Origin of the sequence: Pseudomonas sp. 13B_3.2_Bac1 (assembly GCF_025466205.1) — a bacterium.
In the GTDB taxonomy this organism is placed as follows: Bacteria; Pseudomonadota; Gammaproteobacteria; order Pseudomonadales; family Pseudomonadaceae; genus Aquipseudomonas; species Aquipseudomonas fluorescens_H.
The window spans coordinates 59,973-81,280 of record NZ_JANLOG010000023.1 but is presented as its reverse complement, the minus strand read 5'-3'; the positions used below and the strand labels follow the sequence as shown (position 1 = coordinate 81,280).

The 21,308-nt window shown below is 62.3% G+C and carries 20 protein-coding genes; 9 read left to right on the top strand and 11 right to left on the bottom strand.

Annotated elements, in window-relative coordinates; all coding sequences use genetic code 11:
- Positions 1–10 precede the first annotated feature (10 nt).
- The 5 genes from miaA to NTD85_RS03935 are packed head-to-tail and all read right to left on the bottom strand — an operon-like array spanning position 11 to position 6,277.
- Entirely contained in the window at positions 11–982 is a 972-nt protein-coding gene (gene miaA / locus NTD85_RS03955) for a tRNA (adenosine(37)-N6)-dimethylallyltransferase MiaA (protein WP_003221110.1), read from the bottom strand.
- Positions 982–2,883, bottom strand: a complete 1,902-nt coding sequence (mutL, locus tag NTD85_RS03950) for a DNA mismatch repair endonuclease MutL (RefSeq protein ID WP_262141487.1) — start codon at positions 2,881–2,883, stop codon at positions 982–984. The genes miaA and mutL overlap by 1 nt, the downstream gene beginning before the upstream one ends.
- Before the next feature lie 5 nt (positions 2,884–2,888).
- Positions 2,889–4,268, bottom strand: a complete 1,380-nt coding sequence (locus tag NTD85_RS03945; RefSeq protein WP_400508169.1) for an N-acetylmuramoyl-L-alanine amidase — start codon at positions 4,266–4,268, stop codon at positions 2,889–2,891.
- Positions 4,269–4,319: 51 nt separating this feature from the next.
- A complete protein-coding gene (gene tsaE, locus NTD85_RS03940; protein WP_103485508.1) occupies positions 4,320–4,790 on the bottom strand; it encodes a tRNA (adenosine(37)-N6)-threonylcarbamoyltransferase complex ATPase subunit type 1 TsaE in 471 nt (156 codons plus the stop codon).
- Positions 4,778–6,277 carry an NAD(P)H-hydrate dehydratase gene (locus NTD85_RS03935; protein ID WP_262141479.1) on the bottom strand — a complete coding sequence of 500 codons (1,500 nt, stop codon included), beginning with the start codon at positions 6,275–6,277 and terminating at the stop codon, positions 4,778–4,780. The genes tsaE and NTD85_RS03935 overlap by 13 nt, the downstream gene beginning before the upstream one ends.
- 63 nt (positions 6,278–6,340) lie before the next feature.
- On the opposite strand from NTD85_RS03935, the gene queG reads away from it, so the two are divergent.
- Positions 6,341–7,405 (top strand): tRNA epoxyqueuosine(34) reductase QueG, encoded by a 1,065-nt coding sequence (gene queG / locus NTD85_RS03930; RefSeq protein WP_262141478.1) that lies wholly within the window; start codon positions 6,341–6,343, stop codon positions 7,403–7,405.
- Between the two features lie 91 nt (positions 7,406–7,496).
- Here the strand turns inward: queG and NTD85_RS03925 are convergent, their stop codons facing one another.
- A complete protein-coding gene (locus NTD85_RS03925) occupies positions 7,497–8,108 on the bottom strand; it encodes a trimeric intracellular cation channel family protein (protein ID WP_262141477.1) in 612 nt (203 codons plus the stop codon).
- A gap of 204 nt (positions 8,109–8,312) precedes the next feature.
- Positions 8,313–8,855 carry an oligoribonuclease gene (gene orn / locus NTD85_RS03920; RefSeq protein WP_003221098.1) on the bottom strand — a complete coding sequence of 181 codons (543 nt, stop codon included), beginning with the start codon at positions 8,853–8,855 and terminating at the stop codon, positions 8,313–8,315.
- 107 nt (positions 8,856–8,962) lie between these two features.
- Between orn and rsgA the strand changes: the two genes are divergently transcribed.
- The 4 genes from rsgA (at position 8,963) to NTD85_RS03900 (ending at position 12,067) form a co-directional block, all read left to right on the top strand.
- Positions 8,963–9,994, top strand: a complete 1,032-nt coding sequence (gene rsgA / locus NTD85_RS03915; protein ID WP_003221096.1) for a small ribosomal subunit biogenesis GTPase RsgA — start codon at positions 8,963–8,965, stop codon at positions 9,992–9,994.
- A gap of 212 nt (positions 9,995–10,206) precedes the next feature.
- Positions 10,207–10,614 (top strand): TIR domain-containing protein, encoded by a 408-nt coding sequence (locus NTD85_RS03910; protein WP_003221095.1) that lies wholly within the window; start codon positions 10,207–10,209, stop codon positions 10,612–10,614.
- A 2-nt stretch (positions 10,615–10,616) separates the two neighbouring features.
- Positions 10,617–11,576 (top strand): caspase domain-containing protein, encoded by a 960-nt coding sequence (locus tag NTD85_RS03905; protein WP_262141476.1) that lies wholly within the window; start codon positions 10,617–10,619, stop codon positions 11,574–11,576.
- A complete protein-coding gene (locus tag NTD85_RS03900) occupies positions 11,576–12,067 on the top strand; it encodes a toll/interleukin-1 receptor domain-containing protein (protein ID WP_262141475.1) in 492 nt (163 codons plus the stop codon). The genes NTD85_RS03905 and NTD85_RS03900 overlap by 1 nt, the downstream gene beginning before the upstream one ends.
- 52 nt (positions 12,068–12,119) lie before the next feature.
- On the opposite strand, the gene motB is transcribed toward NTD85_RS03900, so the two are convergent.
- Both motB and motA read right to left on the bottom strand, forming a co-directional pair.
- The gene (gene motB / locus NTD85_RS03895) at positions 12,120–13,196 is read right to left on the bottom strand and encodes a flagellar motor protein MotB (RefSeq protein WP_262141474.1); all 1,077 of its coding nucleotides are present in this window, start codon (positions 13,194–13,196) and stop codon (positions 12,120–12,122) included.
- A 3-nt stretch (positions 13,197–13,199) separates the two neighbouring features.
- On the bottom strand, positions 13,200–14,051 hold the full coding sequence (gene motA / locus NTD85_RS03890) for a flagellar motor stator protein MotA (RefSeq protein ID WP_007952169.1): 852 nt from the start codon (positions 14,049–14,051) through the stop codon (positions 13,200–13,202).
- 166 nt (positions 14,052–14,217) lie between these two features.
- Between motA and NTD85_RS03885 the strand changes: the two genes are divergently transcribed.
- The 3 genes from NTD85_RS03885 to asd are packed head-to-tail and all read left to right on the top strand — an operon-like array spanning position 14,218 to position 17,492.
- A complete protein-coding gene (locus NTD85_RS03885) occupies positions 14,218–15,756 on the top strand; it encodes an HDOD domain-containing protein (RefSeq protein WP_262141473.1) in 1,539 nt (512 codons plus the stop codon).
- A 42-nt stretch (positions 15,757–15,798) separates the two neighbouring features.
- Complete coding sequence (gene rhdA / locus NTD85_RS03880) at positions 15,799–16,632, top strand: thiosulfate sulfurtransferase (RefSeq protein ID WP_262141472.1); 834 nt, start codon at positions 15,799–15,801, stop codon at positions 16,630–16,632.
- Positions 16,632–17,492, top strand: a complete 861-nt coding sequence (gene asd, locus NTD85_RS03875) for an archaetidylserine decarboxylase (protein WP_003221083.1) — start codon at positions 16,632–16,634, stop codon at positions 17,490–17,492. Before rhdA ends, asd begins: the two co-directional genes overlap by 1 nt.
- Positions 17,493–17,552: 60 nt before the next feature.
- On the opposite strand, the gene NTD85_RS03870 is transcribed toward asd, so the two are convergent.
- A complete protein-coding gene (locus NTD85_RS03870) occupies positions 17,553–17,954 on the bottom strand; it encodes a hypothetical protein (protein WP_003221082.1) in 402 nt (133 codons plus the stop codon).
- A gap of 220 nt (positions 17,955–18,174) precedes the next feature.
- Here NTD85_RS03870 and NTD85_RS03865 point away from each other — a divergent pair, with 220 nt between their 5' ends.
- On the top strand, positions 18,175–19,929 hold the full coding sequence (locus tag NTD85_RS03865) for a molecular chaperone (RefSeq protein WP_262141471.1): 1,755 nt from the start codon (positions 18,175–18,177) through the stop codon (positions 19,927–19,929).
- A 136-nt stretch (positions 19,930–20,065) separates the two neighbouring features.
- On the opposite strand, the gene serB is transcribed toward NTD85_RS03865, so the two are convergent.
- Positions 20,066–21,280: a phosphoserine phosphatase SerB gene (gene serB, locus NTD85_RS03860; protein WP_003221079.1), complete on the bottom strand. Its 1,215-nt coding sequence runs from the start codon at positions 21,278–21,280 to the stop codon at positions 20,066–20,068.
- Positions 21,281–21,308: the final 28 nt, after the last annotated feature.

Sequence of the window (21,308 nt, the reverse complement as noted above, 5' to 3'; positions counted from 1 at the left end):
TTGCAAGGACTCAGCTCAATATGGAGATGGTCCCAAGGTATTTCAAGGCGCGTGGCAGATTGTCGCAATCAAGACTGTCCAGCCAGTGCAGTTCTTCCCAGCTGCGCAGCCAGGTGAACTGGCGCTTGGCCAATTGACGCGTGGCAATGATGCCGCGTTCCTGCATTTCGGCTAACGACAGCTTGCCATCCAGGTAGTCCCAGACTTGGCGGTAGCCTACCGCACGTATAGACGGCAACCCGGAATGCAGGTCACTTCTTTTACGCAGGGCTACGACCTCGTCGATGAACCCCTGTTCCAGCATATTTGTGAATCTTTGTTTAATGCGCTCGTGCAGTACCTGGCGATTTGCCGGAGCAATGGCCAAGTTCGCGACAGTATAGGGCAATTGTTGCTGTCCCGAAGCGGCTGCTTCAGTACTTTGCGCAGATTGTTGCTGACGCAGGGCGGTCATGCTCTGACCGCTGACCCGATAGACCTCCAGCGCACGACTCAGGCGCTGCGGATCGTTCGGGTGAATGCGTGCCGCCGACACCGGATCGATGAGCGCCAGTTGCTCGTGCAGGGCTTGCCAGCCAAGGCGTGCAGCCTCTTCTTCGATCTGCGCACGAACCTCGGGATCCGCTGCCGGCATGTCCGCCAGACCTTCGACCAAAGCCTTGTAATAGAGCATGGTGCCGCCGACCAGCAGCGGAATTTTCCCGCGCGCGGTGATTTCAGCCATGGCTTGCAGGGCATCGCGGCGGAAATCCGCAGCCGAATAGGCTTCGGCTGGATCGAGAATATCGATCAGCCGGTGCGGAAATTCGGCCAGCAGTTCTTTCGAGGGCTTGGCGGTGCCGATGTCCATGCCGCGATAGACCAACGCCGAATCGACGCTGATCAGTTCGCACGGCAGCACCTTGGTCAGCTCGATGGCCAGGTCGGTCTTGCCCGCAGCGGTCGGGCCCATCAGGAAAATTGCTGGAGGAAGCTGGCTCATCAACGACCGCGCAGGAACAGTTTGTCCAGATCGTCCAGGCCCAGTTGGGTCCAGGTCGGTCGGCCATGGTTGCATTGACCGCTGCGCTCGGTGTTTTCCATGTCGCGCAGCAGGCCGTTCATTTCCGGCAGGGCCAGGCGCCGGTTGGCGCGGATCGCGCCGTGGCAGGCCATGGTACCGAGCAGTTCGTTCAGGTGTGCCTGAATCCGGTCGCTGGTGCCGTACTCCATCAGGTCCGACAACACGTCACCCACCAGCCGATTGGCCTCGGCCTGTTTGAGCAGGGCCGGAATCTGGCGGATCGCCAATGTTTCCGGGCCCAGACGCTGCAGTTCGAAGCCCAGTTTCTGGAACCATGCGGCATGTTCTTCGGCGCAGTCGGCTTCACGCTGACTGACCGCCAGCGACTCCGGCACCAGCAATGGCTGGCCGCTCAGGCCTTCACTGGCCATGGCGATTTTCAGGCGTTCGTACATGATCCGCTCGTGCGCGGCATGCATGTCCACCAGCACCAGCCCCTGAGCGTTCTCGGACAGGATGTAGATACCCTTGAGCTGCGCCAGTGCGTAACCGAGTGGCGGAATATCTTCTTGACCGGCCGGCAGCGCGTTGGCGTTGGCCTCGGGCAGCGGCGCGAAGAACTCGCGGTAAGCAGCTTGCGCCTCGGCGGCCGGCGGCATCGCCGACTGCGGACGTGGCGTGTACTGATACTGGTAAGCGCCGCCAGCGCTTGCAGCGGACGAGGTGTTGAACACCGGTTGCGCCTGCGGCTGCTCCAGCAGCGCGTTGGCCGCCAGACGCATTTCGCCCTGCGGGCCGAATTCACCGGCCTCGATGCCGGTAGGACGCACGACGGCAGTGGTGACCGAACCGGCCAACTGATCTTCCGGACGCACATCGCCCAGTGCGCGGTGCAACGTGCCGTAAAGGAAGTCATGCACCATGCGCCCGTCACGGAAACGCACTTCGTGCTTGGTCGGGTGCACGTTGACGTCCACCGCTGCTGGATCAACCTCGAAAAACAGCGCGAAGGTCGGATGACGACCGTTGAACAGCACATCGCGATAAGCCTGACGCACCGCGTGCGCCACCAGTTTGTCGCGCACCGCCCGGCCGTTCACAAAGAAATACTGCAAGTCCGCCTGGCTGCGGTTGAAGGTCGGCAACCCGACCCAGCCCCACAGATGCAAACCATTGCGCTCGATCTCGATCGGCAGCGCCTGCTCAAGGAAGCCCGAGCCACAAATCGCCGCCACCCGCCGGGCGCGGGCCGCATCATCGTGGGCCTCGTGCAGGCTGAGGATGGTCTTGCCGTTGTGGCGCAGATGGAAGGCTACGTCGAAACGCGCCAGCGCCAGACGCTTGATCACTTCCTGCAGGTGATCGAATTCGGTTTTTTCGGTCTTGAGAAACTTGCGCCGCGCCGGCGTGTTGAAGAACAGGTCGCGCACTTCCACCGAAGTGCCGACCGGATGCGCTGCTGGCTGAACGCGAGGCGCCATGTCACGGCCTTCAGTCTCGACCTGCCAGGCTTGATCGGCGTCGCGGGTGCGCGAGGTCAGAGTCAGGCGTGCCACGGAGCTGATCGATGCCAGCGCTTCACCACGGAAGCCCAGGCTCATCACTTGTTCGAGGTCTTCGAGATTGCGGATCTTGCTGGTGGCGTGCCGGGCCAGGGCCAGCGGCAGGTCGTCGGCGGAAATGCCGCTGCCGTCGTCACGCACCCGCAGCAGTTTGACGCCGCCCTGCTCGACATCGACGTCGATGCGCTTGGCACCAGAGTCGAGACTGTTTTCCAGCAATTCCTTGATCACCGAAGCCGGGCGCTCGACCACCTCACCGGCGGCGATCTGGTTCGCCAGCCGCGGGCTGAGCAGTTCGATGCGTGCGGCGTTCAACACCTGGTTCATTCTTTGGACGCCAGTTCGGTGCCAGGAATGGTCAGATGCTGACCGACCTTCAGCTCATCGCTGCTGAGATTGTTGGCGCTGCGCAGCGTGGCGGGCGACACCTGATAACGCACGGCGATCATCGCCAGGGTCTCACCCGGACTCACGCGGTGATCGCGCGGGCCTTGGGCGATCTTGCCGGAGTCACGCAGCCAGGCAATGTAGGTGCCCGGTGGCGGGTTCTGCTGGAAGAACTGGCGCACACCACTGCTGATCGAACGTGCCAGCGCCTGCTGATGGCTCGATGCAGAGAGCTTGTTCGCTTCGTTGGCGTTGGAGATGAAGCCGGTTTCGACCAGAATCGACGGGATGTCCGGCGATTTCAGCACCATGAACCCGGCCTGCTCCACGCGTTGTTTGTGCAACGGGGTCACGCGGCCAATGTTGGTCAGGACTTTCTGGCCGACGTTGAGGCTGGAAGTCAGCGACGCGGTCATCGAAAGGTCGAGCAACACGCCGGCGAGCATGCGGTCCTTGTCGTCGAGGCTGACGTTGCCGGCACCACCGATCAGGTCGGAACGGTTTTCGCTGTCGGCCAGCCAACGGGCGGTTTCCGACGTTGCGCCGCGATCGGACAGGGCAAACACCGAGGCGCCGAAGGCTGCCGCAGACGGCGCGGCGTCGGCGTGAATCGACACGAACAGGTCGGCGCCCTTCTTGCGGGCGATTTCGGTACGGCCGCGCAACGGGATGAAGTAATCGCCGGTCCGGGTCAGCTCGGCACGGAACCCCTTCATGCCGTTGACCTGACGCTGCAGTTCGCGGGCGATCTGCAGTACCACATCTTTCTCACGCTGACCGCGCGAGCCGGACGCACCCGGGTCTTCGCCGCCGTGGCCGGCGTCGATCACCACAATGATGTCGCGTTTGCCGGCCGGGGCCGGTGGCAGTTTGATCGCCGGTTCCGAAGGCGTCACCGGCACTGCCGGCACGGTCGCAACCGAAGGCGTCGGAGCTGGCGGCGGGGCGGCATCGGCGGCATTGTCGAACAGGTCGACCACCAGACGGTTGCCATATTGCGCGTTCGGCGCCAGCGAGAAACTTTTCGGGGTGACGGCTTTTTTCAGGTCGATGACCACCCGCAGGTCAGTCGGCGTACGCTGGGCCGAGCGCATCGCGGTGATCGGCGTGTTGGCGGTCGAAACTTTCAACGGCGCACCCAGAGTGGCGCCATTGATGTCGATCACCAGTCGATCCGGTGCGGTCAGGGTGAAGACACTGTGCTGCACCGGGCCGCTCAGGTCGAAGACCAGTCGCGTATTGTCCGGCGCCCGCCACAGGCGCACGCTGTTGACCTTTGTGTCGGCCACAGCGTTGACGGCCACTGCCATCAACATCAGTCCTGCGGCAGCCACCAACGCGCGAAAGCGCATACCTAACCCCATCATTTAATTGGATTCCAATGCCAAAGCGGCACACCAGGACTCACCACGCGCGCCCTGGGACAAAATTTTCAGCGAACGGCCGCTGTCTTGCGGGGTAATGGTAATGGTCAGGTCAGGCTTTGGCAAAAAGCCTGCACCTTTATCGGGCCACTCGATCAGGCACAGGGCATCGTCTTCGAAATAATCGCGGATACCGAGAAACTCCAGCTCCTCCGGATCGACCAGACGGTACAGGTCGAAGTGAAAGGCACGGACGTCGCCGATCTCGTAGGGCTCAACCAGAGTGAAGGTCGGACTTTTTACTGCGCCGACATGCCCAAGCCCACGAATGATGCCCCGCGACAGGGTGGTTTTACCCATGCCCAGATTGCCTTCGAGAAAAATCAGGCCATGGCCCTGAGTAACGCGGGCGATCCGTGCGCCAAAGTCGCTCATGGCCTGTTCATCGGCCAGGTACAGGGTTACTTCAGACACGGTGCATGCTCCTCCAACAACTGACGAATGGCTGGAATCAGATCACTGGCCGCCAGCCCACGGCCGAATTTACCTAGTTGCGCGCCGGCATTGGCGTGCAGCCAGACTGCGAGGCAGGCGGCATCGTAGCCGTCCATGCCCTGCGCCAGCAGCGCCCCGGTCAACCCGGCGAGCACATCGCCAAGGCCGGCAGTGGCCATGGCCGGATGGCCCTGATGACACAACGCCAGACGCCCATCGGGATGGGCGATCAGGCTGCCGGCGCCTTTCAGCACGACGACGGCTGAGTATTTTTTGCACAACGCCCGCGCGGCGGCCGGGCGATCTGCCTGCACCTCAGCGGTACTGACGCCCAACAGGCGCGCCGCCTCGCCCGGATGCGGAGTGATCACGCAATTCCCGGGCAGGCTGACAAAACCGCTCGCCAGCAGATTCAACGCGTCGGCGTCCCATACCTGCGGCAGCGGCGCATTGGCGGCAGCGGACAACAGCGCCCGGCCCCAACTCGCCTGTCCGAGACCCGGACCAACCACCAGCACCGAGATCTTTTCCAGCAGCCCCATCAACTGATTGGCCGACGATGTGCCGAGCGCCATGACTTCCGGCATCCGCGTCAGCGCGGCCGGGACATGTTCCGGACGGGTCGCCAGCGACACCATGCCGGCGCCGCTGCGCAAGGCCGCTTCGCTACTGAGCAGAATCGCCCCGCCAAAACCCTGATCGCCGCCGATCAACAGCAAATGCCCGAAGCGCCCTTTGTGCGCAGTGGGCGCACGCGGAGCCAGTCGCGGAAGATTAGCCGTCGTGAGACGCAGGACGCTGACAGGAATGTCACGGTAGATGTCGGCAGCGGCTTGCAGATCGTTAAACACCAGCGCTCCGACCTGATCCGCCGCATCACCGGTGAACAGGCCAAGCGTCAAGCCAATAAAGGTCACGGTAAGGTCGGCGTGAACCGCAACGCCAAGGACATGCCCGGTATCGGCGGACAGCCCCGAAGGAATATCCACCGCCACCACCGGCAGGCCACCGGCATTGATCGCCTTGATCGCAGCGGCATACGGCTCGCGCACATCGCCGGACAGTCCGGTGCCGAGCAAGGCATCGACGATAATGCCGCGCAGCTCGAATTGCGCGGTCCAGCCCTGCACGGCGACGCCATCGCTCAGTGCCTGCGCATAAGCCTGCGCAGCGTCGCCCTGCAAGCGTTGCGGATCACCGACGGCCAGCACCTGCACCGCCCAACCGGCCCGGTGCGCCAGCGCGGCGATCAGAAAACCATCACCGGCGTTGTTGCCATGCCCGGCCAGCACGGTCATTTCGTTCGCCGACGGCCATTGCCGCACCAATGCTCGCCAGGTCGCGTGCGCGGCGCGCTGCATCAATTCGAAGCCCGGGTTGCCCGCAGCGATCAGCCGCGCGTCGAGTGCTCGCACCTGTGCAGCGCCATACAGCGCGTCGGGTAATTGATCTTTCGTGTGCGGCATGCGTCTTCGGGCTCCGATGTCTGGCAGAATTATACGCACCTCAGCTCCGGTTTCTCTCGCCTCATGTCCGCCATCACCACAGATCTTCCCGCCCTCGCCCAATCGATCAAGGATTGGGGCCGCGAGCTGGGCTTCCAGCAAGTCGGCATCAGCGGTCTGGACCTGGCCGAGCATGAGCAGCACCTGGAGCGCTGGCTCGCCGCCGGCTACCACGGCGAAATGGATTACATGGGCGCCCACGGCAGCAAACGCTCGCATCCGGAGGAGCTGGTTCCGGGTACGTTGCGCGTGGTTTCGCTGCGTATGGACTACCTGCCCGGCGACACGCAAATGGCGCAAATGCTCGCGCAACCGGAGAAGGCCTACGTTTCGCGTTATGCCTTGGGCCGCGATTACCACAAATTGATCCGTAAACGTGTGCAGCAATTGGCCGACAAGATTCAGGCCGAGATCGGCCCGTTCGGTTTCCGTGCCTTCGTCGACAGCGCCCCGGTGCTGGAAAAAGCCATCGCCGAGCAGGCCGGGCTGGGCTGGATCGGCAAAAACACCCTGGTACTGAACCGCAAGGCCGGCAGCTATTTCTTCCTGAGCGAACTGTTCGTCGATCTGCCGCTGCCGGTGGACGAACCGCACAACACCGAGCATTGCGGGCGCTGCACCGCGTGCCTGGACATCTGCCCGACCAACGCCTTCGTCGGCCCGTATGTGCTGGACGCGCGACGGTGCATCTCGTACCTGACCATCGAACTGAAAAACGCCATTCCCGAAGACTTGCGCCCGTTGATCGGCAACCGCGTGTTCGGCTGCGACGACTGCCAGATCGTCTGCCCATGGAACCGCTTCGCCCGGCCATCCGGGGAAAGCGATTTCAAGCCGCGGCACAACCTGGACAACGCTGAACTGGCCGAGCTGTTCCTGTGGGACGAGGACAAGTTTCTCAGCAGCACCGAAGGCTCGCCGCTGCGCCGCGCCGGTTACGAGCGCTGGCTGCGCAATCTGGCGGTCGGCTTGGGCAACGCGCCGTCGAGCATTCCAGTGCTGGAAGCCTTGAAGGCGCGTCGTGACTATCCGTCAGAGCTGGTGCGTGAACACGTCGAGTGGGCACTGAAACAGCACGGTCAATTGTAGGAGCTGCCGCAGGCTGCGATCTTTTGACTTTGATTTTTAAAAGACAGGATCAAAGGATCGCAGCCTGCGGCAGCTCCTACAGAGAAATGTATTAATGCTCGTCGTTGTAGACGAACTTGGGCATTTCCCAGTGGAACCGAATCGCCAGCAGCCGCAGCAGAAAGCCGCCGAACAAGGTGATCAGGATCGCCTGCTCGCTCGGCACATTCAGATACAGACAGAACATGTAGCACCACGCGGCGGCGAACGAGACGCTGGCGTACAGTTCGCGGCGGAAGATCAGCGGGATGTCGTTGCAGAAGATGTCGCGCAGGATGCCGCCGAATACCCCGGTGATCACGCCGCTGACCGAGGCCACCAGCATGCCGTGGCCCATTTCCAGAGCGGTCATGCAGCCGATCAGGGTGAACGCCACCAGACCGACCGCATCGAGCACCAGAAACAGTGAGCGCAGGTGACGCATCCAGCGGGCGGTGAACACGGTAAGCATCGCGGCGGCCGAGGTCAGCACCAGGTATTCCGGGTGTTTGACCCATGTCAGCGGATAGTGCCCGAGCAACACGTCACGCACTGAACCGCCACCCAGCGCGGTGACGCAGGCGATCAGCACCACACCAAACCAGTCCATGCCGCGCCGTCCGGCAGACAACGCGCCAGTCATGGCTTCAGCGGTAATGGCGATCAGATAGAGCATCAGCAACATGGCGGCGGTCCTGGCAGGAAGGCGCGCAGTCTAGCCATTTCAGCGCCGCACCAGAAGGGGGCGCGCTCCGGGATGCATTTCTGACTTGAATCTTACGGGACTCTGACGCCCTCTTCGCGAGCAAGCCCGCTCCCACAGGGGGAACGCATTCCAAATTGTGGGGGCGGGCTTGCTCGCGAAGACGTCAGGGCAGACACCCCTCAATCAGAACTTGATGAAGTGCTTGCGGTAGTGCTGCAGCTCGGCGATCGACTCGCGGATGTCGTCCAGTGCCAAGTGAGTGCTGCCCTTCTTGAAGCTGTCGCGCACGTCCGGTGCCCAGCGTGCGGCCAGCTCTTTGAGCGTCGACACGTCGAGGTTGCGGTAGTGGAAGTAGCTTTCCAGCGCCTTCATGTGGGTATAAAGGAAGCGGCGGTCCTGGCAGATACTGTTGCCGCAGATCGGCGACTTGCCCTTCGGTACCCATTTCTCGAGGAAAGCGATGGTTTCGGCCTCGGCCTCGGCCATGCTGATACGGCTGTCACGCACACGCTGGGTCAGGCCCGAGTTGCCGTGGGTGCGGGTGTTCCACTCGTCCATGCGGGCGAGCACTTCGTCACTGTGGTGAATGGCGATCACCGGGCCTTCGGCCAAGGTGTTCAGGTCACTGTCGGTGACGATGGTGGCCATTTCGATGATGACGTCGTTTTCCGGATCCAGACCGGTCATTTCCAGGTCGATCCAGATCAGGTTCTGCGGGTTTTGCATATTCGGGCTCCTAGGCAATGCTGCGCAGTTTAGCCTAGGCCGATGCCCGGGCGTGCTAAACTCGCGGCCGTTTTACCTAATCGCTGCATTCTTCAGACGGAACACCCATGGCCAAACGCCAACTCAATCGTCGTCAAAACTGGCGCATCGAAAAGATTCAAGGCGAGCGCGCCGCGCGCGCCGCCAAACGCGAGTCCTCGGCGGTCGAAGCCCTCGAGGGCGGCGACCTGGGCCCCGAGCAACACGGCCTGGTGATCGCCCACTTCGGTGTGCAGGTCGAAGTCGAGGCCGTGGACGGCGAACAGGCCGGCCAGGTTTTCCGTTGCCACCTGCGCGCCAACCTGCCGGCACTGGTGACCGGTGATCGGGTAGTCTGGCGCGCCGGCAACCAGGGCATCGGGGTGATCGTCGCGCAACTGCCGCGCAGCACCGAACTCTGCCGCCCGGACAGCCGTGGCCAGCTCAAGCCAGTCGCTGCCAACGTCGACATGATCGTCATCGTCTTCGCACCGCTGCCCGAGCCGCACGCCAACCTGATCGACCGCTACCTGGTCGCCGCCGAACACGCCGGCATCCGCCCGTTGCTGCTGCTGAACAAGTTCGACCTGATCGACGAGCAGAACGCCCCGGCGCTCAACGCGCTGCTGGCGGTGTACCGCACGCTGGGTTATCCGGTGCTGGAAGTCTCCGCGCATCACGGCAACGGCATGGAACAGTTGCAGAAGCAGCTCGACGGCCGCATCAGCGTGTTCGTCGGCCAGTCCGGTGTCGGCAAGTCGTCGCTGGTCAACAGCCTGTTGCCGGAAGTCGAAACCCGTGTCGGCCCGCTGTCGGAGTTGTCCGGTCAGGGCACGCACACCACGACCACCGCGCGCCTGTTCCACTTCCCTGGCGGCGGTGAGCTGATCGACTCCCCGGGTATCCGTGAGTTCGGCCTGGGCCACGTCAGCCGCGCCGACGTCGAAGCCGGTTTCATCGAGTTCAACGACCTGCTCGGCACCTGCCGCTTCCGCGACTGCAAGCACGATCGTGAACCGGGTTGCGCCCTGCTCAAGGCCCTGGAAGATGGCCGCGTGCAGCAGCAACGGATGAACAGCTACCGCTCGATCATCGCCAGCCTGCCGGAAAACGGCTACTAAACATCTGCACCGGCAGCCCCTCGTCCGAGGGCTGCCGGATGTCGGACCACGCCTGACACATCCCCCGACCGTTTAAACGTCAGACCTTTCTGACAGGCCTGCTCGCGCCTGCCTGCAGGACATTTCTCTTTCCGCGCGCAGACCTTGCGGGCACTTTAGAGATGCCTAAATTGGGTTGTTCCTTCGCACCTTCGCGACCTTCGAGGAACCCCATGCAGACCTACCATTTGTTCATCAGCCATTCGTGGAACTACGCCCACGCCCACGACAATCTGGTGCGCCTGCTCGGCGCCAAGGCAGATTTCAGCTTCAAGAATTTTTCCGTGCCGCCGCACAACCCGATCATGGGCGCGCAGACCGACAAGCAGCTCGAGGAAGCCATCGAAAACAAGATTCGTCCGTGCTCGGCGGTGCTGATCATGGCCGGGATGTATTCGACCTACAGCAAGTGGATCAACAAGGAAATCGAGATCGCCAAACGCATGGGCAAAGTGATCATCGCAATCAAGCCGTTCGGCGCCGAGCGCATTTCCACGGTGGTACGTGAGGCGGCACACGCCGAATGCGCGTGGAACACCAACAGCATCATCGGTGCGATCCGTCAGCACACGGCGGTGTAAGCATGCGCAAGGGACTGTTTATCGGCATCAACCACTACTCGCACGTTTCGCCCTTGAGCGGTTGCTGCAACGACGCCATGGCCATGGCGTCCGTGCTGAAAACCGACGCCAACGGTGACCCCAACTTCAAGAATGTGGTGCTGACCTCGGCTGAAGACGACCTCGGCCGAGGCAAGCTCGAAGACCAGATTCGCGAGCTGTTCTCCGGCGACTGCGGCGTCGCCCTGCTGTACTTCGCCGGGCACGGCGGCTTCGACAGCGACAACGATGAAGGCATGCTCCTGCCGCAGGACTATCGCAGCGCCAAGGACGGCATCCGCATCAGCGACATTCTCAACTGGGCCGCCAAAGCCACGAAAATCAAAAACAAAGTGATCATCCTCGACTGCTGCCAGAGCGGCGCGGCCGGCGAAGTGCGCGCCTTGCGCAGCGAAAGCAGCGTGGTCGGCGAAGGCATGACCATCCTGACCGCCTGCAAAAAGGAAGAGCCGGCCCTGGAAGGTGCGCAACACGGTGTGTTCACCGGTTTGCTGTTGCAGGCCCTGCACGGCGGTGCGGCGAACATCCTCGGCAAGATCACACCGGGCAGCCTGTATTCCTTCGTCGACAACGCACTCGATGCCTGGGAGCAGCGCCCGGTGTTCAAGACCAATGTCTCGCAGTTCATCTCCCTGCGCGAAGTCTCGCCGCTGATCCCCAAGGAGATCCTGCGCAAACTGCCGGAATGGTTTGCCGAAGCCGAATCGACGTTCCGCCTCGCCCCCAGCTACGAACCCACCGAGGCCACATTCGACCCGGAGCACGGCGAAGTCTTCGCCCAACTGCAAAAGTGCAACCGCCACAGCCTGATCGAACCGGTCGACGCCGAACACATGTATTACGCGGCCATTCACTCCACTGGCTGCCGTCTCACGGCGCTCGGTGCCTATTACCGTGAACTCGCCATAAAAGGACACTTCTGATGCCCGTATTCATCAGCTACCGCCACATGGATCGCCCGCAGGCCATGGCGATCAATGCCCAATTGATGCAGGCCAACATCAAGACCTACCTCGACGTGCTCGACCCGGAATCGCAGACCACCGACGACATCACCGGGGTCATCACGCGCAACATCACCGAATGCACGCACCTGCTGGCGGTGGTGTCGGAGAAAACCGCGTTGTCGTGGTGGGTGCCGTTCGAAATCGGCGAAGCGACGATCAGCAACCGGCGGATCTGCTCGTTCCGCACCGGGCCGGCAAAGCTGCCGGAGTATCTGGACAAGTGGCCGAAGCTGAGCACGCCCACGGATGTCGATTTCTTCATCGAGGCCTATCGCAGCGAAGGCACGATCAAACGCTCGATGACGCTCGACTCGGTGACCGGCAATCAATCGACGCGCAGCGCCAACAAGATCAATGCCGAGATGTTCCATGAGGGGCTGAAGAACCGGATTCGTCGCGGGTTCTGAGGTCAATCGACAGCCACAAAAAAGCCGACATCGCTGTCGGCTTTTTTGTCGGTCACTGCTTCGGCGCGGGCGCCGGTGCGGCGGCTGGTGGAGCCGCCGGCGCTGGCGCCGCAGTCCCCGGCACTGCCGGTTTCGGTGCGGCGTCGTCGAACAGGTTCAAGCGTTCGCGCAACTCGTGCGCCGGCACCGGTTGCTGATCTGCCGGCAGCGCGTTCGGATCGACCGGCGTTGCCGGAGCGGCGCCGTTCTGACCTTCGGCGGCGGGCTTGGCCGGTTCGGCACCTTGCGAGCCTTCGATGGCGGCCTGGGCCTTCTTGGTCAGGACCACGATGTCGATGCGGCGGTTGACAGGGTTGAACGGATCTTCCTTGTCGAACAGCGCCGACGAGGCATAACCCACCACCCGCGCCACTTGCCCGTCCGGATAGCTGCCGGCAACCAGTGCACGCCGCGCGGCGTTGGCACGGTTGGCCGAGAGTTCCCAGTTGCCGAAATCGCCGGTGCCGGTGTACGGCTTGGCGTCGGTATGGCCACTGATGCTGATCTTGTTCGGCACCGCTTTGATGGTGTCAGCCATGGCCAGCAGGATGTCTTCGAAGTACGGTTTCAGGCGTGCGGAACCTGAGTCGAACATCGGCCGGTTCTCGGCGTCCATGATCTGGATACGCAAGCCGTTCGGGGTGATCTCGAACAGGATCTGGTCCTTGAACTTCTGCAGTTGCGGGTTCTCGTTGACCTTGTTCTGCAGTTCTTGCAGCAACAGTTCCAGGCGCTCTTTCTCGACCTGCTCGGCCATGCCTTCGACCTGCTCGGTGTCGACCGTGACCTTGTCCGGTTGCGGCTGCGACTTTACCTCAGGGTTGAGGGTGTTTTCCGGCGCCAGGGTCGGCGTGCCGCCCAGATCGATGATGTACGGCGTACCGCTTTCGGAGAAGCCGACCGGATCCTTGAAGTAACCGGCGATGGCGATCTTCTGCTCAGGCGTTGCGGTGGACAGCAGCCACAACACCAGGAAGAACGCCATCATCGCCGTGGCGAAGTCGGCGAAGGCGATTTTCCACGCCCCGCCGTGGTGCCCACCGGCTATGCGCTTGACGCGCTTGATGATTATCGGCTGATTATTTTCCATGGCTTAACGACCGCGAACGGCTTGTTCCAGCTCGGCAAAGCTTGGACGGTGCGCCGGGTACAGAACCTTGCGCCCGAACTCCACGGCCAGCGATGGCGGCATGCCGGAAGCCGACGCCACCAGCGAGGCCTTGATGGCTTCGTAGACGTTCAGTTCTTCCTTGGCATCGTGCGCCAGGGAGTGCGCCAACGGCCCGAAGAAACCGTAGGCCGCGAGAATACCGAAGAAGGTACCGACCAGTGCCGCACCCACGTGCAGGCCGATGGATTTCTGATCGCCCTCACCCAGCGAAGCCATGGTCACCACGATACCCAGTACCGCCGCGACGATACCGAAACCGGGCATGGCGTCAGCGATACCGTTCACCGCATGGGACGGGTGCTCGAGGTCTTCCTTGAGGCTGTAGAGTTCCATGTCGAACAGGCCTTCCAGCTCATGCGGAGCCATGTTGCCGGAGGACATGATGCGCAGGTAATCGCAGATGAACGCGGTCATGCGCTCGTCTTTGAGCACGGCCGGGTACTTGGCGAAGATCGGGCTCGCGGCAGCGTCTTCGATGTCGCCTTCGATGGCCATCATGCCTTCGCGGCGGCTCTTGTTGAGGATCTCGTAGATCAGGCCGAGCACTTCCAGATAGAACGTGTGGCTGAAACGCGAACTGAACATGCTCAGGGATTTCTTGAGCACGTGCATCGTCATGTAACCGGGGTTGGCCTGCAGGAATGCACCGAGGGCCGCACCACCGATGATCATCACCTCGAAAGGCTGGATCAGGGCGGCAATTTTGCCGTGGGAGAGCACGTATCCGCCGAGCACGCTCGCGAATACGACGATGATGCCGATAATTTTAGCCATAGGTAGGAAAGTACTTACTGAGTCGGGTTCAAGGTCATATTCGGAAGTTAAAAAATCTCTTCTTCTACTTATCGGCAAAACTGCGCCAGACTATAGCCAGTTCAGGCGAAAAGCCAATTTAGCCCATGCCGGGCGCGTCTACAGTCAGTGAAGATCTCGTCCAGACATGGCTAATGAAACGAACGTCCCACATGTAAAACCAACCACGCTCGAGGGCTGGGTCAAGCTGCTCGATGGCGTGCGCCTGCCCGTGCCGCAAGAGGCTCACGACAAGGTTTGCCGGGCGATCCGCGACAACCGCAGCTCGCTGCGCGATATCGCCGACCTGATGCAGGACAGTCCCGCGCTGGCCTTGAGCATCATCCGTGAGGCCAATCGTCACACCCTCGGCACGATGACCGCACCGGCGGAAAATCTCGAGGTGGCGATCAACCGTCTGGGCCTTGCGCGTACCGAAGAATTGCTCGCGCGTCTTCCCGTCGAACCGCAGATGCAGATCCCCAAGGCGCTGCGCCAACTGCAGATGATCAGCCAGCACGCCACACAACAGGCCAACGGTTTTTTCGCCAGTCGCCTCGCGCGGCTGTGGCAGGACATTCATTGGGGCAGCCTGTTGTTTCTCTCGCCGTTATGGCCGCTGGCGCTGACGTTTCCAGAATTGCTCGAAGAGTGGGAAGTGCGAGTTATCCACAAGGGCGAATCGGCCCCGGTCGTCGAGAAGCAACTGTTTGGCGTGCGCCTGCTGAAGATCGCCGAGGCGCTGGTCCAGGTCTGGCACCTGCCGATCTGGGTGCAGCAAGGCTATAAACTGCTGCTCAGCGAACAGCGCGAACTGGTGAAAGTCCTGCGCATCGCCCGTGACAGCGAGCATCCGCTGCGCCAGCAGAATCGCCTCGACGACGATCCGACCCTGCGCCGCTGGCTCAACCAGCCGGCCAACACCGTGTTGCTGGCCAACGGCCTGGCGCTGTCGGCGCAACAGGCCTGGGACAGTCCGCACAGCGAGCGCTGGCAGTACCTGACCAGCCTTTATCTGCAAATCTCGATGGACGAGGTGCAGCAGCAGTTGCACCAGCAAGCGGCCAACAGTGCGCGCCAGCATGCAATGCCCGATCTGTGGCACCCGGCCGTTTCATTATTATGGCCGTGGGGCACCCATCGGTTGCCGGCCGGGATGCTGCCGGCGGCCGCGCCGAGTGCCGAGGATCTGACTCAATGGCGCCGGCAATGCGCCGAACTGCTGGCCGAGCCGAGCCGCTTCACCAATGCCATGAGCCTGACCGTCGCTGCGCGTGATGCGCTGGTCGCCAGCGGCATGCGCCGGGTGATGATTCTGATGGCCGACCGCACGCAGTCCAATCTGCGGGTGCACCAGACCTTCGGTTTGCCGAAGGAAGCCGCCGCGCTGAATTTTGTCGTCAGCCAGAGCAAAGTTCTGCAACGGTTGCTCGCGCAGCAGGCACAGGTGCGGATCAACCCCGAGAACAACGCGCAATTCTCCGCGCTGCTGCCGCAAGGCCTGCGCACGCTGTTCCGCGGCGAACACCTGTTCCTGCGCTCGCTGGTCAATAACGGCCGGGTGATCATGATCGTGGTCGCCGACCAGGGCGGTGGGCCGTTCGCCGACATCACCGTGCAGGCTTTCGGCAAAACCGCGCAGTGCATCGAAAAGGCCCTGCACAGCTTTAGCAGCCGTGGCCGATGAGGCTGCGCTACAATCCCCCCCTTTGTGCTCTGGAGACCTCACATGTCTGACTTCTCTGGCTTGCCGCTCGTCATCGAACCGAGCGACCTGCTCCCTCGGCTGGATGCCAGCGAACTGATTCTGGTGGACCTGACCAGTGCCGCCCGCTATACCGAGGGCCATCTGCCAGGCGCACGCTTTGTCGATCCGAAGCGCACCCAGCTCGGCCAGCCGCCGGCGCCGGGATTGCTGCCAGCCAAGGCCGATCTGGAAGCCCTGTTCGGTGAACTGGGCCATCGCCAGGACGCGGTATACGTGGTCTATGACGACGAAGGCGGTGGCTGGGCCGGACGCTTCATCTGGTTGCTCGACGTGATCGGTCACGACAAGTACCACTACCTCGACGGCGGTCTGCCGGCGTGGCTGGAAGCGGGTATGCCGATGTCGATCCAGGTTCCGCCTGCGGTGGGCGGCCCGGTGGCGCTGACCCTGCACGACGAGCCGACGGCCACCCGCGAATACCTGCAAAGCCGTCTCGGCGCCGCCGATCTGGCGATCTGGGATGCGCGCGGACCGCTGGAGTTTTCCGGCGAGAAGGTGCTGGCCGCCAAGGGCGGACACATCCCCGGCGCGGTCAACTTCGAGTGGACCGCCGGCATGGACAAGGCGCGTCAATTGCGGATTCGCACGGATATGCCGCAGATCCTCGATGACCTCGGGATCACCAAGGACAAAGAAATCATTACCCACTGCCAGACCCATCACCGGTCGGGCTTCACTTATCTGGTGGCCAAATCCCTCGGTTATCCGCGGGTCAAGGGCTACGCCGGTTCCTGGGGCGAATGGGGCAACCACCCTGATACGCCTGTCGAGATTCAAGGTTCTAAGGACAACTAATGAAAGAGCGTCTATTTATCCTCAGCCAGTACCTGCTGCCTCACCACTTGCTGTCGCGCCTGGCCGGTTGCGTTGCCGAGTGCCGCGTGCGCTGGTTCAAGAATGCCTTCACCCAGTGGTTCGCCAAGCGTTATCAAGTGGACATGTCGCAAGCACTGGTTGAAGACCTGACCGCCTACGAGCACTTCAACGCGTTCTTCACCCGTGCCCTGAAGGACGGCGCGCGGCCACTGGATCAGACCCCGGGCGCGATCCTCAGCCCGGCCGACGGTGCCGTCAGCCAGCTCGGCCCGATCGAGCACGGTCGCGTGTTCCAGGCCAAGGGCCACAGCTTCAGCGTGCTGGAACTGCTCGGCGGTGACGCCGCCAATGCCGCGCCATTCATGGGCGGCGACTTCGCCACCATTTACCTGTCGCCGAAGGACTACCACCGCGTGCACATGCCGCTGGCCGGCACTCTGCGCGAAATGGTCTACATCCCGGGCCGGATCTTCTCGGTCAACCAGACCACTGCCGAAAACGTCCCGGAACTGTTCGCCCGCAACGAGCGCGTGGCGTGCATCTTCGACACCGAGCGCGGGCCAATGGCCGTGGTACTGGTCGGCGCGATGATCGTCGCTTCGATCGAAACCGTATGGGCCGGTCTGGTCACCCCACCGAAGCGCGAACTGAAAACCTTCCGCTACGACGAAGCCGCCCGTGCGCCGATTCATCTGGAAAAAGGCGCGGAACTGGGGCGTTTCAAACTGGGTTCGACGGCGATCGTGCTGTTTGGCCCGGATCAGGTGAAGTGGGCTGAAGAACTGGTGGCGGGTTCGCCAGTGCAGATGGGCCAGGCCCTGGCCCTGCCGACTGCCTGAGCCGGCTGATCCGCCCTTTCACACGTCTGTGAAGGGGCGGACACGACCTGGGAGGCGCCGTTACTCTATCTGCCCACGGAAGCCGATCGGCCCTTCGTTGGCGTAGGTATTGGTGCCACTGAGGTTTTTCCCTCCATCGCTGGAAGTGACGCTCAACGCGACCACGTCCTGATTGTCCCGACCACCGATCACCCACTTGCCGCCCGGATGCCATGGGGCATCATTGCCACCCCACTGGTTCTCGACGTTGTATTGATTCTGACCGGTGCGCTGCGCCTTGAAGCCAATCGGGCCTTCGCCGGCGTAAGTCATGGTGCCGGTGAAGCTTTTGCCGCCATCGCCCGACTTGATCTCAATGGCGACGACTTTCTGGTTGTCCCGCCCGCCCAACACCCAGGTTCCACCCGGATGCCACGGTGCCGAACTGCCGCCCCATTGATTTGCCACTGCATATTTAGACATGAACCTCATCTCCTTGAAGTTTCGGGAGACCTGCCCGAGGTTGACGGCAGGCCGTGCAACCGTGCGTTTCCGATCGCACGCCTGAGAGCCTAGTAGGGCTTGTCGAATGGCATCCGGCCAGCAGACCAGCGGTCAAAAAGCCTGCCGCCATCCGGCGAAACGGATCACAGCTGCTAGAGTTCTCGGAGTTGCCTATTTCGCCGCTGGAGCCCGTCACGGCATGAGTGAGTCACGCCCCCAACCCTCCCTGCGCGCCCCGATCCCGACGCAAACGCGCCTGTCGTTCTGCGAAGCCACCCCGCGCGACCTCAAGCGCTGGATCGCCGGCCTGCCCAAGGCCAACATCGGCGAAACCGCTCGCCAGTTGTACCAGGGCCTGGGCGAACTCAACCAATTGCTTACCCCCAGCGACAATCGCCTGCACCTCCTGGAGCTGCTGCGCCCCGAGGTGTATTTCGTTTGTCAGCATCTGGAGCGGCACTTCCTGCTTCAGGCGATCATGCTCGATGACCGTTCGCGCAAGATCAGCAATCTGTGCCAGGCGCTGCAAAGTCAGCTGGCCATCGGCTACAAGCAGATCGTTCTGCGCATTGCGCCCAAGTACACCAAGGATCGTGCGGCGCTGGTCAGTCAGGCGCTGCAACGGGCCGCCCATGCACTCAAGGGGCAACTGCTGCGGGCGACGCAGCTGTATAGCCCGCCGCCGGAGCATCTGTGGTTCGAGCTGCATCAGCTGTATCGCTGCGCCTGCGCATTGCAGTTGCACCAGCGCCGGGTGCCTGACGATCTGGCGAGCCTGAGCAGCGAACTGAGCCTGGAACAGACCTATATCGCCGCGTTGTTGCTGGGCAGCGCCCGTTGCAATCAATTGCGTCAGAACCAGATCGCCCGACTGGGCGAAGTGCTGGAACCGTGGAGCGCCCTGCTCAAGCTGCATCCCGGCAGGCCGGACGATGGACTGTTCGCCATCAGCGCCGAACTGGACGCCGGTCCGCGTTACCGCAGCATGTTTCGCAAAGAACAACAGGGCGCACTGCAGGGCTTCGATCCACAACCGCTGGTGAACGTGATCGAAGCGCATTTACTGCAGCAAGAGACGTCGACGCCGCTGCCCGTCCCGGCAGGACTAAGCCTCGATACCCTGCAGCATTTGCACGCGAGTTGGGGACATACCGCCGAGCGCAGCTTTCAGCGCACCATCGGTCAGGGCAGCCTGAGCGTGTGCGTGGGCATGAGCGCCCTGCACTTTTATCTGGGCGGCGAGCGCACTTTCAGCGAACTGCTGAAACATCCAGGCGCCCGCGCGGCGAACTTCAGCCGCGCCGTGGTTCAGGGCGAAAAGGACAGCTGGAGCCAGGCCTTCGACGCCGCCCCGCTGAGCGCGGCTGAGGAATTGCTGCCGTACGAGGAAATCCAGTACGAGCACTTGGGCGACGATGAAAGCAACGCCAGCAGCACTCCACACTACCCGACCTACACGTTAGCGGTGATCAACCACAGTCCCGGCGGCTATTGCCTGATGTGGCCGAGTGACGTGCCCGCCGAGTTGCAGGCCGGGGAAATGGTCGGTATTCAGGACAGCTCGAATCAGGGCTGGAGCATTGCGGTGGTGCGCTGGATTCGCCAGGTACGCGGCAGCGGGCCGCAAATGGGCATCGAGCTGGTGGCGCCACACGCCGAACCCTGTGGCTTGCAACTGGTGCGTTCGCGGGACGATCACAGCCACTATTTGCGCGGCCTGTTGCTGCCCGAGATCAGCGCCATCGACCTGCCCGCGACCTTGCTCGCCCCGCGCCTGCCGTTTCAGGAAGGCAATAAAGTGCTGATCAACACCCACGGCGAAGAACACCGCGCCGGGTTGGATCGACGGGTGGCGAGTACCCACAGTTTCAATCAGTTTGCCTATCGCTCGCTGGAAGCCGCGCAGAATGGCGGGGGCGAGGAGAATTTCGATTCGTTGTGGAAATCGCTTTGAAGCTTTAAAGAAACTGTGGCGAGGGAGCTTGCTCCCGCTGGACTGCGCAGCAGTCCCACTCTCTTGAGTTAAAGAGCGGGGCCGCTTCGCGCCCCAGCGGGAGCAAGCTCCCTCGCCACAGGGGGCCGTTTCAGGCTCAGAGTTGCCCGTCGCGATCGCGGAAGCCCAGCAGATACAGCACGCCATCCAGCCCAAGGGTGGAAATCGCCTGCTTGGCCGACTGCTTGACCAGCGGCTTGGCGCGGAACGCTACACCCAGGCCGGCAATCGCCAGCATTGGCAGGTCATTCGCGCCATCGCCGACAGCGATGGTCTGCTCCAGACACAAGCCTTCCTTGTGCGCCAGTTCCTTCAGCAGATCTGCTTTACGCTGCGCATCGACAATCGGCTCGATGGCCACGCCGGTGCACTTGCCGTCGACCACTTCCAGTTCGTTGGCGAACACGTAGTCGATGCCGAGTTTGGCCTGCAACTGCTTGGCGAAATAAGTGAAGCCGCCGGACAGGATCGCGGTCTTGTAGCCCAGGCGCTTGAGTTCGGCGAACAGGGTTTCCGCGCCTTCGGTCAGGCGCAGCGAAGCACCGATCGAGTCCAGCACGCTGACATCCAGGCCCTTGAGCAGCGCCAGGCGCTCCTTGAAGCTGGCGCGGAAATCCAGTTCGCCAGCCATCGCGCGCTCGGTGATGGCCGAGACTTGCTCACCCACGCCGGCAGCCTTGGCCAGTTCGTCGATGACTTCGGCTTCGATCAGGGTCGAGTCCATGTCGAACACCGCCAGACGCCGGTTGCGACGGAACAGCGAATCTTCCTGGAAGGCGATGTCGACATTCAGCTCCTGAGCAACGCTGAGAAATTCGGCACGCAGGGCCTGCGGATCAGCCGCTTCGCCACGCACGGAGAACTCGATGCAGCCCTTGCCCTTGTCGGCAGGCGTGTCCAGCGGCATGCGACCCGACAGACGGTCGATATGGTCGATGTTCAGGCCATATTTGGCAGTGATCGAACTGACAGCCTGCAACTGACCGGCGGTCACTTTGCGGGTCAACAGGGTGACGATGTGGCGTTTTTTGCCCTGATTGCCCACCCACTGCTGGTAATCCTCTTCGGACACCGGGGTGAAGCGCACCTGCTGCTCAAGCTCGTAGCCCTTGAACAGAATGTCCTTGAGCACGGCTTTGCCTTGCTCGGAGTCGGGAATTTCAACCAGGATGCCGAACGACAGGGTGTCGTGGATCACCGCCTGACCGATGTCGAGAATGTTCACACCACCCTGGGCCAGAACGCCGGTAATGGCCGCAGTCAGACCCGGACGGTCGACTCCCGTGATGTTAATCAGGACGATTTCGCGCAACGCGCACCCCCGCAACTGGAAAAAAACC

Bases quoted from the DNA above. Each gene is read 5' to 3' on its own strand.
- NTD85_RS03870 (WP_003221082.1), bottom strand. From the start codon at position 17,954: ATGTCTAAATATGCAGTGGCAAATCAATGGGGCGGCAGTTCGGCACCG.
- NTD85_RS03910 (WP_003221095.1), top strand. From the start codon at position 10,207: ATGCAGACCTACCATTTGTTCATCAGCCATTCGTGGAACTACGCCCAC.
- NTD85_RS03905 (WP_262141476.1), top strand. From the start codon at position 10,617: ATGCGCAAGGGACTGTTTATCGGCATCAACCACTACTCGCACGTTTCG.
- NTD85_RS03900 (WP_262141475.1), top strand. From the start codon at position 11,576: ATGCCCGTATTCATCAGCTACCGCCACATGGATCGCCCGCAGGCCATG.
- miaA (WP_003221110.1), bottom strand. From the start codon at position 982: ATGAGCCAGCTTCCTCCAGCAATTTTCCTGATGGGCCCGACCGCTGCG.
- NTD85_RS03945 (WP_400508169.1), bottom strand. From the start codon at position 4,268: ATGTTGATGGCAGTGGCCGTCAACGCTGTGGCCGACACAAAGGTCAAC.
- rhdA (WP_262141472.1), top strand. From the start codon at position 15,799: ATGTCTGACTTCTCTGGCTTGCCGCTCGTCATCGAACCGAGCGACCTG.
- motA (WP_007952169.1), bottom strand. From the start codon at position 14,051: ATGGCTAAAATTATCGGCATCATCGTCGTATTCGCGAGCGTGCTCGGC.
- NTD85_RS03925 (WP_262141477.1), bottom strand. From the start codon at position 8,108: ATGTTGCTGATGCTCTATCTGATCGCCATTACCGCTGAAGCCATGACT.
- queG (WP_262141478.1), top strand. From the start codon at position 6,341: ATGTCCGCCATCACCACAGATCTTCCCGCCCTCGCCCAATCGATCAAG.
- NTD85_RS03935 (WP_262141479.1), bottom strand. From the start codon at position 6,277: ATGCCGCACACGAAAGATCAATTACCCGACGCGCTGTATGGCGCTGCA.
- orn (WP_003221098.1), bottom strand. From the start codon at position 8,855: ATGCAAAACCCGCAGAACCTGATCTGGATCGACCTGGAAATGACCGGT.
- rsgA (WP_003221096.1), top strand. From the start codon at position 8,963: ATGGCCAAACGCCAACTCAATCGTCGTCAAAACTGGCGCATCGAAAAG.
- asd (WP_003221083.1), top strand. From the start codon at position 16,632: ATGAAAGAGCGTCTATTTATCCTCAGCCAGTACCTGCTGCCTCACCAC.
- NTD85_RS03885 (WP_262141473.1), top strand. From the start codon at position 14,218: ATGGCTAATGAAACGAACGTCCCACATGTAAAACCAACCACGCTCGAG.
- motB (WP_262141474.1), bottom strand. From the start codon at position 13,196: ATGGAAAATAATCAGCCGATAATCATCAAGCGCGTCAAGCGCATAGCC.
- NTD85_RS03865 (WP_262141471.1), top strand. From the start codon at position 18,175: ATGAGTGAGTCACGCCCCCAACCCTCCCTGCGCGCCCCGATCCCGACG.